The 12,513-nt window shown below is 70.9% G+C and carries 11 protein-coding genes; 7 read left to right on the forward strand and 4 right to left on the reverse strand.

The genetic code is table 11. From position 1 onward, the window contains the following. Positions 1 to 80 precede the first annotated feature (80 nt). Together ACFT9I_RS32635 and ACFT9I_RS32640 are read right to left on the reverse strand one after the other, a co-directional pair. Positions 81 to 677 carry a hypothetical protein gene (locus tag ACFT9I_RS32635; protein ID WP_382570268.1) on the reverse strand — a complete coding sequence of 199 codons (597 nt, stop codon included), beginning with the start codon at positions 675 to 677 and terminating at the stop codon, positions 81 to 83. 220 nt (positions 678 to 897) lie between these two features. Then, positions 898 to 1,662, reverse strand: coding sequence for a hypothetical protein (locus tag ACFT9I_RS32640; RefSeq protein ID WP_382570270.1), 765 nt, complete (start codon positions 1,660 to 1,662; stop codon positions 898 to 900). Positions 1,663 to 1,736: 74 nt separating this feature from the next. Between ACFT9I_RS32640 and ACFT9I_RS32645 the strand changes: the two genes are divergently transcribed. The 4 genes from ACFT9I_RS32645 (at position 1,737) to ACFT9I_RS32660 (ending at position 6,807) form a co-directional block, all read left to right on the forward strand. Next, positions 1,737 to 2,312 carry a hypothetical protein gene (locus ACFT9I_RS32645; RefSeq protein WP_382570271.1) on the forward strand — a complete coding sequence of 192 codons (576 nt, stop codon included), beginning with the start codon at positions 1,737 to 1,739 and terminating at the stop codon, positions 2,310 to 2,312. Positions 2,313 to 2,507: 195 nt separating this feature from the next. Beyond that, entirely contained in the window at positions 2,508 to 3,452 is a 945-nt protein-coding gene (locus tag ACFT9I_RS32650; RefSeq protein WP_382570273.1) for an SCO0930 family lipoprotein, read from the forward strand. A 206-nt stretch (positions 3,453 to 3,658) separates the two neighbouring features. After that, positions 3,659 to 4,471 carry an SAM-dependent methyltransferase gene (locus ACFT9I_RS32655; protein ID WP_382570276.1) on the forward strand — a complete coding sequence of 271 codons (813 nt, stop codon included), beginning with the start codon at positions 3,659 to 3,661 and terminating at the stop codon, positions 4,469 to 4,471. Then, positions 4,468 to 6,807, forward strand: a complete 2,340-nt coding sequence (locus ACFT9I_RS32660; RefSeq protein ID WP_382570279.1) for a putative bifunctional diguanylate cyclase/phosphodiesterase — start codon at positions 4,468 to 4,470, stop codon at positions 6,805 to 6,807. Before ACFT9I_RS32655 ends, ACFT9I_RS32660 begins: the two co-directional genes overlap by 4 nt. 46 nt (positions 6,808 to 6,853) lie before the next feature. On the opposite strand, the gene ACFT9I_RS32665 is transcribed toward ACFT9I_RS32660, so the two are convergent. After that, complete coding sequence (locus ACFT9I_RS32665; protein WP_382570281.1) at positions 6,854 to 7,768, reverse strand: LysR family transcriptional regulator; 915 nt, start codon at positions 7,766 to 7,768, stop codon at positions 6,854 to 6,856. 95 nt (positions 7,769 to 7,863) lie between these two features. Here ACFT9I_RS32665 and ACFT9I_RS32670 point away from each other — a divergent pair, with 95 nt between their 5' ends. From ACFT9I_RS32670 to ACFT9I_RS32680, 3 genes are read left to right on the forward strand one after another with little or no spacing between them, the layout of a single operon-like run. Continuing rightward, a complete protein-coding gene (locus ACFT9I_RS32670; protein WP_382570284.1) occupies positions 7,864 to 8,616 on the forward strand; it encodes a succinate dehydrogenase cytochrome b subunit in 753 nt (250 codons plus the stop codon). A gap of 1 nt (position 8,617) precedes the next feature. Next, the gene (locus tag ACFT9I_RS32675) at positions 8,618 to 10,618 is read left to right on the forward strand and encodes a fumarate reductase/succinate dehydrogenase flavoprotein subunit (RefSeq protein WP_382570286.1); all 2,001 of its coding nucleotides are present in this window, start codon (positions 8,618 to 8,620) and stop codon (positions 10,616 to 10,618) included. Then, on the forward strand, positions 10,615 to 11,361 hold the full coding sequence (locus tag ACFT9I_RS32680; protein WP_382570289.1) for a succinate dehydrogenase/fumarate reductase iron-sulfur subunit: 747 nt from the start codon (positions 10,615 to 10,617) through the stop codon (positions 11,359 to 11,361). Before ACFT9I_RS32675 ends, ACFT9I_RS32680 begins: the two co-directional genes overlap by 4 nt. Before the next feature lie 51 nt (positions 11,362 to 11,412). Here the strand turns inward: ACFT9I_RS32680 and ACFT9I_RS32685 are convergent, their stop codons facing one another. Next, positions 11,413 to 12,459: an LLM class flavin-dependent oxidoreductase gene (locus tag ACFT9I_RS32685; RefSeq protein ID WP_382570292.1), complete on the reverse strand. Its 1,047-nt coding sequence runs from the start codon at positions 12,457 to 12,459 to the stop codon at positions 11,413 to 11,415. Positions 12,460 to 12,513: the final 54 nt, after the last annotated feature.

The raw sequence follows: 12,513 nt of genomic DNA on the forward strand, positions 1-12,513 counted from the left end.
AAGTCCCGAACAGGACTTGGGGCGACGGGCGTTCGACGGGCTTTCGGTCGTTCGACGGAGGGGTCGGTGCTGTCCGCCGGTCAGTGCTGGCGGCTCGCCGAGCGGCGCCGTACGACCAGGACGGTGCCGAGGGCTGCCGCGGCCACCAGGCCGGTACCGATCGCCAGCTCCGTGCCGTTCATGCCGATGAAGCTGCCGCCGAGTCCGCCCTTGACGCCGCCGGGAGGCGCGATCGCCGTGGAGCTGGTGGTCGGCGTCAGGGTCGCGGCCGGGCTCGGGGTCCGGGTCGGGGTGGAGGTCGACGTCCGGGTCGGCGTGGGCGTCGGGGCCGGGGTGCCGCCAGCGATGGTGAGGTCGGTGGTGCCCTCCTCGCCGTTGCACGAGAAGGTCACCTCGTACATCGCGCCGGGCTTGGCGTCCCAGAAGACGGAGGCGCGCGCCGATCCCCCGGAGGGGATGGCGGTGTCGTCGAACACCCCGGACTCGGCGGTGGCGGTGCTGCTGCAACCGGTGACCGTGAGGGTCACCTGGCCGCCGGCGGCGATCACCGAGGGAGTGACGGCGAAACCGAACGGTGTCACGGGGGCCGCCGCCGTGGCCATGGCCACGGCAGGCGTAGTCAGTGCGAGTGCGGCCGCTCCCAGCAGAGCGGCGGACGCGGCACGTATCGCGCGCATGGACAATCCTCCGGGTCTCCGAGGGGCAGTGCGGAACTGATTTCCGCAGATGGCGGGAAATGCACCTCGATACCCGGCACGCTAGGAGTGCCTTACCACAGCCGCGATCCCAGTCGGGCGAACGGGTTGTCATGTCACCCGACTGGCCCGCCTTTGTGTCCGATCCCCGGACGGGCCGAGGGCGCGGCCCGTCCGGCGATCGAGGGCCGGTCCCCAGGCCCTAATTACGGATGTGTGGGAACAGGTCGACGAACGGCGCCGCCGTCGCCGCGATGCCCCGGCCGTACGGCGCGTCGAAGTCCCAGATCAGGAAGAGCAGGAAGGCGATCAGGGCACTGAACAGCCCCGCCAGGAGCAGTTCCCGCCAGGTGCGGCGGATCTGGAGCGTGAAGATCAGCCCCACGGTCACCACGGCGCCGATGATGAGGCCGAACCAGACGACCCCCGGCATGGTCGCCCCCGCGTTCTCGCCCCGGGCGCCCCGCGCGTCGTCGGCCGCCGCCACCTGGTCGACCAGCGGCTGATACGCCTGCGCCTCGTGGTCGTCGGCCGGCACGTAGTCGGTGACGCTCCGCCGGACCTGCTCCAGCAGCGCCGTGCCCTTGTCGCTGAGGCTGTTGTGCTCCGACATGTGGGGCCACTCGGTGTCGACCACGTAACTGACGTACGCGTCGACGTCGCCCCGGATCCGGTCGCGCACCTCGGCCGGGTAGACCTCGGACCGCGCCTGCACCTCATGCAGGGCCTGAGCCTCCTGGCGTACGGACTCCTGGGCCCCGCCGCGCGCCTCCCAGACGCCCGCGATGGCCAGGCCCAGCACGATCGCGTAGACCACGCCGATCATCATCGTCATGTACTCGAGGACGTCAGGGCTTTCGGAGGGATCGTCGTCGGCCGGCACGCGGCGGTTGTTGATGAGGACGATGGCCACGACGACCGCGCAGGCGGCGGCCATGGCCAGGGACAGGACAAGCCATTCCGACATGGGTCTCCGTCAGCTAGCGGGATCGGGGGCGAAGGATGGCGGCCGCCAGCACCGCCGGTGCCGTGAGCAGCAGCATGAGCATCACGATCGAGGTGCTGTTCGTCGGCTGCTTGCGGACCGGCGTCTTGTACGCGGGCAGGACCCGTACCTCCGGCGGGTCGGTCTTCGGCGGCGGAGGTACGGGCAGTGACGGCGACGGTGCCGGCGGGGGAGTGACGGGCGGCGGGGGAGGGGCCGGCTCGACCGCGCGCCGCACCGGTGGCGGCGCGGGCGGTGGCGGTACGGGCGCGGGCTCGGCGACCACCGGCGGCTCGGGCTCCGGTTCCGTCTTCGGCGGCGTCGGCGGTGGTGACGGTGGCGGTGAGGGCTCCGGCGGGGGCTCGGGAGGCGGCGGCGGAGGAGGTGGTGGCGGCGGAGGTGGTGGCGGCGGAGGCGGTGGCGGGGGTTCGGGCGGCGGAGGCGGCGTCGGCGGGGGCTCGGGCCAGCAGGGCCCGTCGCCGATGATGACGACCGCGCCCGTACCGCCCGGCCCCGTCCACGCCGATACGCAGACGTCGGCGGCGGCCGGCAGGGGCGCGCTGAATATGCAGACGAGACCGGTGACGGCCAGGGTCCGCACGGCAAGTGATCGGTACACGGCGGCAGCTTGAATCAACACGGCCCGCGCCGTGCCGAAATGGCGCCGGATTCCCCTGATCGGGGGGAATCGGGGCATTCCGCGTTTCTTTTTCTTTCTGAAGATTCTTTGAGACGCGTTGAACGCTCCTCACCCCGCCGCGCGTACTTAGGGCCATGAACGGCGCGGCCCTGGCGCCCCAACTGGCTTACGAACTACGGGAGTTGACATGAACACCTGGCGGAACGCCTCGCTCGCGGTGACCGCGGTGGCCGTACTGGCCCTGACGACGGCGTGCGGTCAGGACAAGGGCGAGAGCCCCAACGGTCAGGCGGTCGGCGCCGCCGCACCCGCCGACGGCGGCTACGGATCGGACACCGGCTACGGCGACGAGTCGGCGACCGAACCCAAGACGGCCGGCCAACTGGCCGTGTGGGACAGCAAGAAGCTCGGCAAGGTCGTCACGGACAGCGAGGGCTTCACCCTCTACCGGTTCGACAACGACACCGCCGAGCCCCCCAAGTCGACCTGTGTGGGCGAGTGCGAGAAGGCGTGGCCGGTCGTCGCGGCCGGTGACGTCAAGGCGGCCGCCGGCACCGACGCCTCGAAGATCGGAGAGGTCACCCGCGCCGACGGCACCAAGCAACTGACCCTCGGCGGCTGGCCGATGTACCGCTACGCCAAGGACACCAACCCCGGCGACGCCAACGGGCAGGGTGTGGGCGGCACCTGGTTCGCCTCGGCCCCCGACGGAAAGAAAGCCGCTCTCGGGGCGGCCGGAGCCGACGAGGCCGGCGGCACCGAGGCCGATCTCGCGGGACTGTCCGTGCGAAAGGACCCCAAGCTCGGTGAAATCGTGGTGGACGCAAAGGGTATGACGGTATATCGGTTCAAGAAGGACAGCGCTTGGCCGATGAAGACCGCCTGCACCGGTGCCTGCCTGGAAAAGTGGCCGGTAGTCGCTCCGGTCGACAAGAACGACACCGAAGGCATCATCAAGAAGGGCTTCGTGACGTTCGACCGGCCCGACGGAATCAAGCAGCAGACCATCGACTGCTGGCCGATCTACACCTTCGCGGGCGATGCCAAGCCCGGTGACACCAATGGTCAGGGCGTCGGCGGTACCTGGTACGCCGTCGCTCCCGACTCCAAGCTGGTCGGAGCGCCCAAGTAGTCCCCACGTCGCGCCTCCGGCCGACCGGTCCGCCGTCACGCCCCGTGCGTGACGGCGGACCGCTTGTGTGCCGGCTTCAGGTGTGACCGAGAACGGACCGCTAATTTCCGTTTCGGCTCGCTCTCTTGGCGGGCGATCAGTAGCCTCGGCTCGAACACCGGCCATGTAGAAGGCCGTTCCCCCGTGGCGACTTGTTGGAGATCTCGATGGAGCGTCCCGCCTGGGTACCGCAGGGCATTGACATATCGGTGCCGAGCGTTTCCCGTATTTATGACTACTATTTGGGCGGTTCGCACAATTTCGAAGTGGACAGGGAAGCGGCTCGTAAGGCAATGGAGTTCATGCCTGGGCTTCCCAAGATCATGCAGGCGAACCGGGCGTTCATGCGCCGCGCGGTGCGTTTCGCCATCGGCGAGGGCGTGACCCAGTTCCTCGACATCGGCTCCGGCATTCCGACGTTCGGCAACGTCCACGAGGTCGCCCTGTCCGCCGATCCGGACGCCAAGGTCGTGTACGTCGACCACGACCCGGTCGCCGTGGCGCACAGCAAGGCGGTGCTGGACGGCAACGACAACGCCACCATCGTGGCCGCCGACCTCCGCGCGCCCCGGCAGATCCTCGACAGCCCCGAGGCCCGGCGGCTGCTCGACCTGGACCGGCCGGTCGGTCTGCTGCTGGTCTCCGTCCTGCACTTCCTGGAGGACGAGGACAAACCCTTCGCGGCGGTGGCCGAGTTGACCGATGCCCTTGCCCCCGGCAGTGTCATCGTCGTGTGCCACGCCGCGTACGCGGGCATCCCGCTGCCCCAGGAACAGGTCGCCGGCACGGTCGGCGTCTACAAGGACATCCGCAACCCGCTGGTCATGCGGACGCGCGAGGAGATCGCCGGGTTCTTCGACGGCTACGAGCTGGTCGACCCCGGTCTGGTGCCCATGGGCCACTGGCGTCCCGAGAACCCCGGCGGCCAGGAGGACCCGTACGCCTTGTCGGGCATCGCCGGTGTGGGGCGCAAGGCGTGATGGTGCCGGCGGAGGTTCCCGACGCCCCGGCGGAACCGGACGGACTGGAGGACCGGCTCAGGCGCTTCGCGACGATCTGGAGCCGCGCGATCTTCCCGGCGACGGCCACGTCACTGACCCGGTCCGAGTTCGAACAGCATCTGCTGCCCCTGGCCCGCCGGTTGACGGACGCTCTGCACGACAAGATCTTCGACGCCGCGCCCGCGCACGGCGTCGGGGCGGCGCTGGTGGCCGCGCACTGCACGGACCCGGACGCACTCGCCCGCTCCCTCGGAGTCGTCGACGCGTATCTGGTGCTGTACTGCGGCGCGGCGGCCGATCCGGCGGGTGACCTCGCCGCCGAGGAGCTGCGGGCGCGCTCCGCCCGGCTCCAGCACGCGTTCGCCGCCGGATTCGCCCAGGCGCTGCGCGAACGCACCCTCGCCGAGCAGGAGGCCATCGCGCGCTCCGCGCTCGCGGCGCGCGGCGCCGCCGAGGACGCGCTGCACGCCACGGAGGCCCGGTTCCGCGCGGTGTTCGAGGGCGCGGCGATCGGCATCGGCATCGCCGATCTCGACGGCCATGTGCTGGAGGTCAACGACACCCTCACCCAGATGTTCGGCGGCCTGGAGCACCACGTCCGCAGCAGGAACGTCAGCGAGTGGGTGCACCCCGACGACGCCCCGCACGTGTGGGGGATGTACAGCGAGTTGATACGGGGCGAGCGGGAGAACTTCCGTACGGAGAAGGCGTTCTTCCGCAACGACGGCACGGCCCTGTGGACCAATCTGACGGTCTCGCTGCTGCGGGACGCCGACGGAGTGCCGCAGTACCAACTGGCGCTGCTGGAGGACACCACCGAGCGGCGGCTGCTCAATCTGAGGCTGCGCTACGAGGCGACCCACGACGCCCTCACCGGACTGCCCAACCGGACGCTGTTCTTCGAACGTCTGGAGAAGGCGCTCGCCCCCGCCAGGGAGACGTCGCAGGACAGTACGAAGGACGGTGCCAAGGGCAGCGGGAAGGGCAGCGGGAAGGACAGCGCGAAGGGAGCCGCCAAGGACGGCTCCAAGGGCGGTGCGAAGGGCAGCGGGAAAGACAGCGCGAAGGGAGCCGCGCCCGCGGCCCGGCCGGCCCGCTTCGGTCTCTGCTACCTCGATCTCGACGGCTTCAAGGCCATCAACGACAGCCTCGGCCACTCCGCGGGTGACCGGATGCTGGTCGAGGTCGCGGACCGGCTGCAGAGCTGCGCCACGGCGCCCGGCGAGATGGTCGCCAGGCTCGGCGGCGACGAGTTCGTGGCGCTGACCACCGGACCCGACACCCAGCGCGAGGTCGCCGACCTGGCGTCGCGGATACTCGGCGTGCTGGCCACCCCGATCAGCCTGGACGGCCGCGAGTTCACCGTCCGGGGCAGCATCGGCATCGTGGAGGGCAAGGCGGGCGAGTCCACCGCCGCCGAGGTCCTGCGCAGCGCCGACATCACCATGTACCGGGCCAAGTCGGCGGGCGGCAACCGGTTCGAGCACGCCGACGCCGAGGCCGACGCCCGCGCCATCACCCGGCACGGGCTCACCACGTCGCTGCCGACCGCCCTGGAGCGCGGCGAGTTCTTCATCGAGTACCAGCCGCTGGTGCATCTCGCCGACGGCACGGTGCACGGCGCCGAGGCGCTGGTGCGCTGGAGCCATCCGACGCACGGGGTGCTCGGCCCGGACCGGTTCATCCCGCTCGCCGAGCACACCGGGCTGATCGTGCCGCTCGGGCGCTGGGTGCTGGAACAGTCCGTACGGCAGGCCCGCGCGTGGCAGGAGGAGCTGGCGGCCGGCACGTTCGCGGGTCCGCTGCGGATCAACGTGAACCTCTCGCCCGCCCAGCTGCACCACCCCGGCCTCGTCGCCGACACGGTGGAGGTGCTGGAGCGGGTCGGCCTCGCGCCGGGCTCGCTCTGCCTGGAGGTCACCGAGTCCGCGCTGATCGGCGCGGACGAGGATCTGCTCAAGCCGCTGCGGCAGCTCGCCGAGATGGGCGTCGACATCGCGCTCGACGACTTCGGCACCGGCTACTCGAACCTCGCGAATCTGCGCAGGCTGCCGGTGAGCGTGCTCAAGCTGGACCGTTCCTTCACCCAGGGCATGCAGCAGCACCCGGCCGACCCGGTCGATCTCAAGATCGTCGAGGGGATCGTCTCCCTCGCGCACGGCCTGGAGCTGGCCGTCACGGTGGAGGGCGTGGAGACCGGGGCGCAGGCGGAGCACCTGCGAAGACTGGGCTGCGACACGGCGCAGGGCTGGTACTACGCGCGTCCGGGCCCGCCGGAGATGCTGCACACCCTGTCCCTGGCCGACGCGGTCTGAGGCAGTCCGGAACAGGCGGCCGGCACCTGCCCGGCCGCCTGTCGCGCTACGCGCGTTGCGCCGCCCCGGCCGTACGGCTCCGGGCCCGGGTGCTGAACAGCACCCTCTGCAGTTCGCGCGCGGCCCGCGGCGGCGCGACGTCGCTGCGGTGGGCGAGCGCGATCGTACGGCGCAGCCCCGGTGGCGCCAGCGGTGTCACCCGCAGATCGCGCCCCGCCTGCTCCGCGACCATGCTCGGCACCACCGCCACCCCGAGACCGGCCCGTACGAAGCCGAGTACGGCGTCCATCTCGCCGCCCTCGACGGTGAACGTCGGCTCGAACCCCTCGGCCCGGCAGGCGGCGACGGTCAGCTCCCGCAGGTCGTAGCCGTGCCGGAACATGACCAGCTGCTCGTGTCGCAGGTCGGAGATCCGGACCGGGCGGCGCGGTCCCGGCGTCGCCGCCGACGACACCACCACCAGGTCCTCGTGCAGCAGCTCGACCGTCGTCAGGGCCGGTGAGGGCGTCGGCAGCGGCAGCACCACCAGGGCGAAGTCCAGTGCGCCGCGCGCCAGTTCGCGTACGAGATCGTGCGAGCCGCTCTCCTCGATCAGCAGCTCGATGCCCGGGTGCTGATCGTGGAAGGCGCGCAGGACCTCCGGGAGCAGACCCGTGCAGAGGCTGGGCGGCGCGCCCAGCCGTACCCGGCCGCGCCGCAGCTGGACCAGCTCCTGCACCTCGTGGCGCGCGGTCTCCGCGTCGGCGAGGATCCGCCGGGCCGTCGGCAGCAGGGCCTCGCCCGCGTCGGTGAGCGCGACATTGCCCCGGGCCCGGCCGAACAGCTCGGCGCCCAGCTCGTTCTCCAGGGCCCGGATCTGCTGCGAGAGCGAGGGCTGCGAGACATGCACCCGCTCGGCGGCCCGGGTGAAGTGCAGGGTCTCCGCGACGGCGACGAAATAGACGAGCTGCTGGAACTGCATGGGCCCATGATAGGCGCCACGATAGGCAGAGCCTATGGACATGAGCCGAACCATGTCTTGGACCTCTCGGTGTGTCCCGACTTAGCGTGCGTGTCATGGCTCTGGCAACGCGTACGGACAAACGGGCGGACCGGAAGGCCGGCGAACCGGGCGGCGGGCGCCCCGGCAAGCGGCCCTCGGTGCTCGGCACCCTCTGGGGCTCCACGGTCGGCAAGAAGGCCGTCATGGCCGTCAGCGGCCTGATCCTGCTCGGCTATCTCGCCGCGCATCTGCTGGGCAACCTCAAGATCTTCTTCGGTCCCGGCGAGTTCAACGAGTACGGACACTGGCTGCGCACCATGGGCGCCCCGGTGCTGCACTCCGAGTGGGCCCTGTGGATCGTGCGCGTCGTACTGCTCGCCGCCGTCGTCCTGCACGGCGTCTGCGCGTACCAGCTCAGCCGCCGCGACATCGCCGCCCGCCCCACCGCCTACGTACACAAGCGCCGCCGCGCGAGCTACGCGACCCGCACCATGCGCTGGGGCGGGATCATCCTGGTGCTGTTCATCATCTGGCACCTGCTGGACCTCACGACGCTCACCGTCAACGAGAACGCCCAGCCGGGTCACCCGTACGAGAATGTCGTCGCCACCTTCTCCACCTGGTACGGCAACGTCATCTACATCACCGCGATGCTCGCCCTCGGACTGCACGTCCGGCACGGCTTCTGGAGCGCCGCACAGACCCTCGGCATGGGCAGCGCCACCCGTGACCGGGTTCTGAAGATCATGGCCAACGGCCTCGCCCTGGTGCTGACCGCCGGCTTCATCTCCCTGCCCGTAGGCGTCATGACCGGAGTGGTGAGCTGACATGGACGACCTCCTCCCGCCCACGTACACCGACTACACGACCGGCGAACCCCTCGCCGACACCAAGGCCCCGGCCGGGCCCGTCGCCGAACGCTGGGACACCCGCCGCTTCGAGGCCAAGCTGGTCAACCCGGCCAACCGCCGCAAGCACACCGTCATCGTCGTCGGCACCGGCCTCGCGGGCGGCGCCGCCGGCGCCACTCTCGCCGAACAGGGCTACCACGTCGTCCAGTTCTGCTACCAGGACTCACCGCGCCGCGCCCACTCCATCGCCGCCCAGGGCGGCATCAACGCCGCGAAGAACTACCGCAACGACGGCGACTCCATCCACCGCCTCTTCTACGACACCGTCAAGGGCGGCGACTTCAGGGCCCGCGAGTCCAACGTCCACCGGCTCGCCCAGATCTCCGTCGAGATCATCGACCAGTGCGTCGCCCAGGGCGTGCCCTTCGCCCGCGAGTACGGCGGCCTCCTCGACACCCGCTCCTTCGGCGGCGTCCAGGTCTCCCGCACCTTCTACGCGCGCGGCCAGACCGGCCAGCAACTGCTGCTCGGCGCCTACCAGGCGCTGTCCCGGCAGATCGCGGCCGGCACCGTCGAGATGCACCCGCGCACCGAGATGCTCGACCTGATCGTCGTCGACGGCCGGGCCCGCGGCATCGTCGCCCGCGACCTGATCTCCGGCAAGGTCTCCACGTACTTCGCCGACGCCGTCGTCCTCGCGTCCGGCGGCTACGGCAACGTCTTCTACCTCTCCACCAACGCCAAGAACAGCAACGCCACCGCCGTCTGGCGCGCCCACCGGCGCGGCGCGCACTTCGCCAACCCCTGCTTCACCCAGATCCACCCCACCTGCATCCCACGCTCCGGCGACCACCAGTCCAAGCTCACGCTGATGAGCGAGTCGCTGCGCAACGACGGCCGCATCTGGGTCCCGAAGGCGCACGGCGACACCCGCCCGCCCGCCGAGATCCCCGAGGACGAGCGCGACTACTACCTGGAGCGGATCTACCCCTCCTTCGGCAACCTCGTGCCGCGCGACATCGCCTCCCGCGCCGCGAAGAACGTCTGCGACGAGGGCCGCGGCGTCGGCCCCGGCGGCCAGGGTGTCTACCTCGACTTCGCCGACGCGATCCGCCGGCTCGGCCGGGGGGCGGTCGAGGAGAAGTACGGCAACCTCTTCGAGATGTACGAGCGCATCACCGCCGAGGACCCCTACCAGGTGCCGATGCGCATCTACCCGGCGATCCACTACACGATGGGCGGACTCTGGGTCGACTACGACCTCCAGACCACCGTGCCGGGGCTGTTCGCGATCGGCGAGGCCAACTTCTCCGACCACGGCGCCAACCGGCTCGGCGCGTCCGCCCTCATGCAGGGCCTCGCCGACGGCTACTTCGTCCTGCCCTCCACCATCAACGACTACCTCGCCCGCAACCCGCACCAGGACACGGTCGACGACAGCCACCCGGCGGTCGCCGAGGCCATCGCCGACACCGAGGACCGGCTGCGGCTGCTGCTCGCCGTCGACGGCGACCGCACCCCCGACTCCTTCCACCGGGAGATCGGCGAACTCCTCTGGGAGCACTGCGGCATGGCCCGCAGCGAGATCGGACTGCGCAAGGCGCTCGACCGAATCCCGCAGATCCGCGAGGAGTTCTGGCGCCGGATCAAGGTGCCGGGCACCGGCGAGGAGTTCAACCAGTCGCTGGAGAAGGCCAATCGCATCGTCGACTACCTGGAACTGGCCGAGCTGATGTGCCTCGACGCGCTGCACCGCGCCGAGTCCTGCGGCGGCCACTTCCGCGAGGAGTCCCAGACCGACGGCGGCGAGGCGGAACGGCGCGACGACGCCTTCTCGTACGTGGCCGCCTGGGAATTCCGGGGGTCCGGGGGTCGCCCCCCGGGAGAGCACAGCAGCGGCACCGGCACGGCGCCCGTCCTGCACAAGGAAGACCTCGTCTTCGAGTACGTCCACCCCACCCAGCGGAGCTACGCATGAGGCTCACCCTGCGCGTCTGGCGGCAGAGCGCCGCCGACGCCACCGGCGCCATGGTCACGTACGACATCGACGGCATCTCCGAGGACATGTCGTTCCTGGAGATGCTCGACTCGCTCAACGAGCAGCTGATCCTCGAAGGCGACGACCCGGTCGCCTTCGACCACGACTGCCGCGAAGGCATCTGCGGCGCCTGCGGCGTCGTCATCAACGGCGACGCCCACGGCCCGGAACGCACCACCACCTGCCAGCTCCACATGCGGCACTTCACCGACGGCGACACGATCGACGTCGAGCCGTGGCGGGCGGGCGCGTTCCCCGTCGTCAAGGACCTGGTCGTGGACCGGTCGGCCTTCGACCGGATCATCGGCTCCGGCGGCTACATCAGCGCCCCCACCGGCTCCGCCCCCGAGGCCCACGCCACGCCCGTACCCAAGGCGGACGCCGACTTCGCGTTCGAGCACGCCGAGTGCATCGGCTGCGGCGCGTGCGTGGCCGCGTGCCCCAACGGCTCGGCGATGCTCTTCACCTCGGCCAAGGTCAACCACCTCAACGTCCTCCCGCAGGGCGCGCCCGAACGGGAGACCCGGGTCCTGGACATGGTCGCCACGATGGACGACGAGGGCTTCGGCGGCTGCACCCTGGCCGGCGAGTGCGCGACGGCCTGCCCGAAGGGCATCCCGTTGCCGTCGATCACGGCGATGAACAAGGAGTGGCTGCGGGCGACCCGCAAGGTGGCGCGCTAGGCCCGGCCCGGCGGCCGGCTGTCGGTCGTCCGGCTCTCGACGGAAGGTCCTTCAACGCGCGGAATCGGCGGGCGGATCGGGAACGGGGACCCGGCCCAGCCCCGCGACCCTCGCCAGGCGGGTGAACGAGTCCAGGAGGGCGTCGCGGTCGTACGTGCTCGTCGTCACCAGCACCTCGTCCGCGTCGGTCTCCTTGATCACCGACTCCAGGGCGTCTGCGACCTGATCCTCGGTGCCCTGGACATGGCCGCGCAGTCCCGACTCGTAGAACTCCCGCTCCTTCGCGGTCATCGCCAGCGTCTCGATCCGGCCGGTGGGCGCGAGCGGCGGGAAGACGCCGCGGGTACGGGAGTGGGCCATCGACCAGGCCTCGGGCATCAGCAGCCGGCGGGCCTCCTCCTCGGTCGCGGCGACCGCGACCGTCCCCGCGATGATCACCCGCGGGCGGTCCGACCAGGCGGACGGGCGGAAGCTGTCGCGGTAGCGCTCCACGGCCCGCAGCATGCGGTCCCGGCCGCGCAGGTCGCCGACGACCATGGGCAGACCGGCCGCCGCGGCGATGTCCGCGCCCTCGCCCATGGCCAGGACGTACGGCTCCGGCCGCAGGCCCTCGGCGGGCAGGGCGTGGACCTGCGGGTAGAGGCTCTGGTCGCCGGTGAACCAGCCCAGTAGTTCCCCGATGCGCTCGGCGAAGTCCTCGGTGTCCTGTTTCTCCTTGCCGAGTGCCCGCCGTATCCCGTCGGTGAAGCCCACGGAGCGCCCGAGACCCATGTCGATCCGGCCGGGGAACAGCGATTCCAGCACCCCGAACTGCTCGGCCACGACGAGCGGCCGGTGGTTGGGGAGCATCACCCCGCCCGTACCGACGCGGATCGTGGACGTCGCGGCGGCGACGGCAGCCGCCAGGACCGTGGGCGCCGAGCCCGCGACACCGGGCACGCTGTGGTGCTCCGAGACCCAGAACCGGTGGTACCCGAGCGCCTCCAGTCGCCGCGCGAGGCGCACGGTGTCGCGCAGCGCCTCGGGAGCGTCCTGGCCCTCGCGGGTGCGGGAACGGTCGAGTACGGAGAATCGGGTGTTCGCGATCGTGGACGTCACCTCTCGTTCAACAGCGACGCGGCGCGAGGATTCCCCGGACCTTCTCTAGGCTGG

Origin of the sequence: Streptomyces sp. NPDC057137 (genome assembly GCF_042670825.1) — a bacterium.
Classification (GTDB): domain Bacteria; phylum Actinomycetota; class Actinomycetes; order Streptomycetales; family Streptomycetaceae; genus Streptomyces.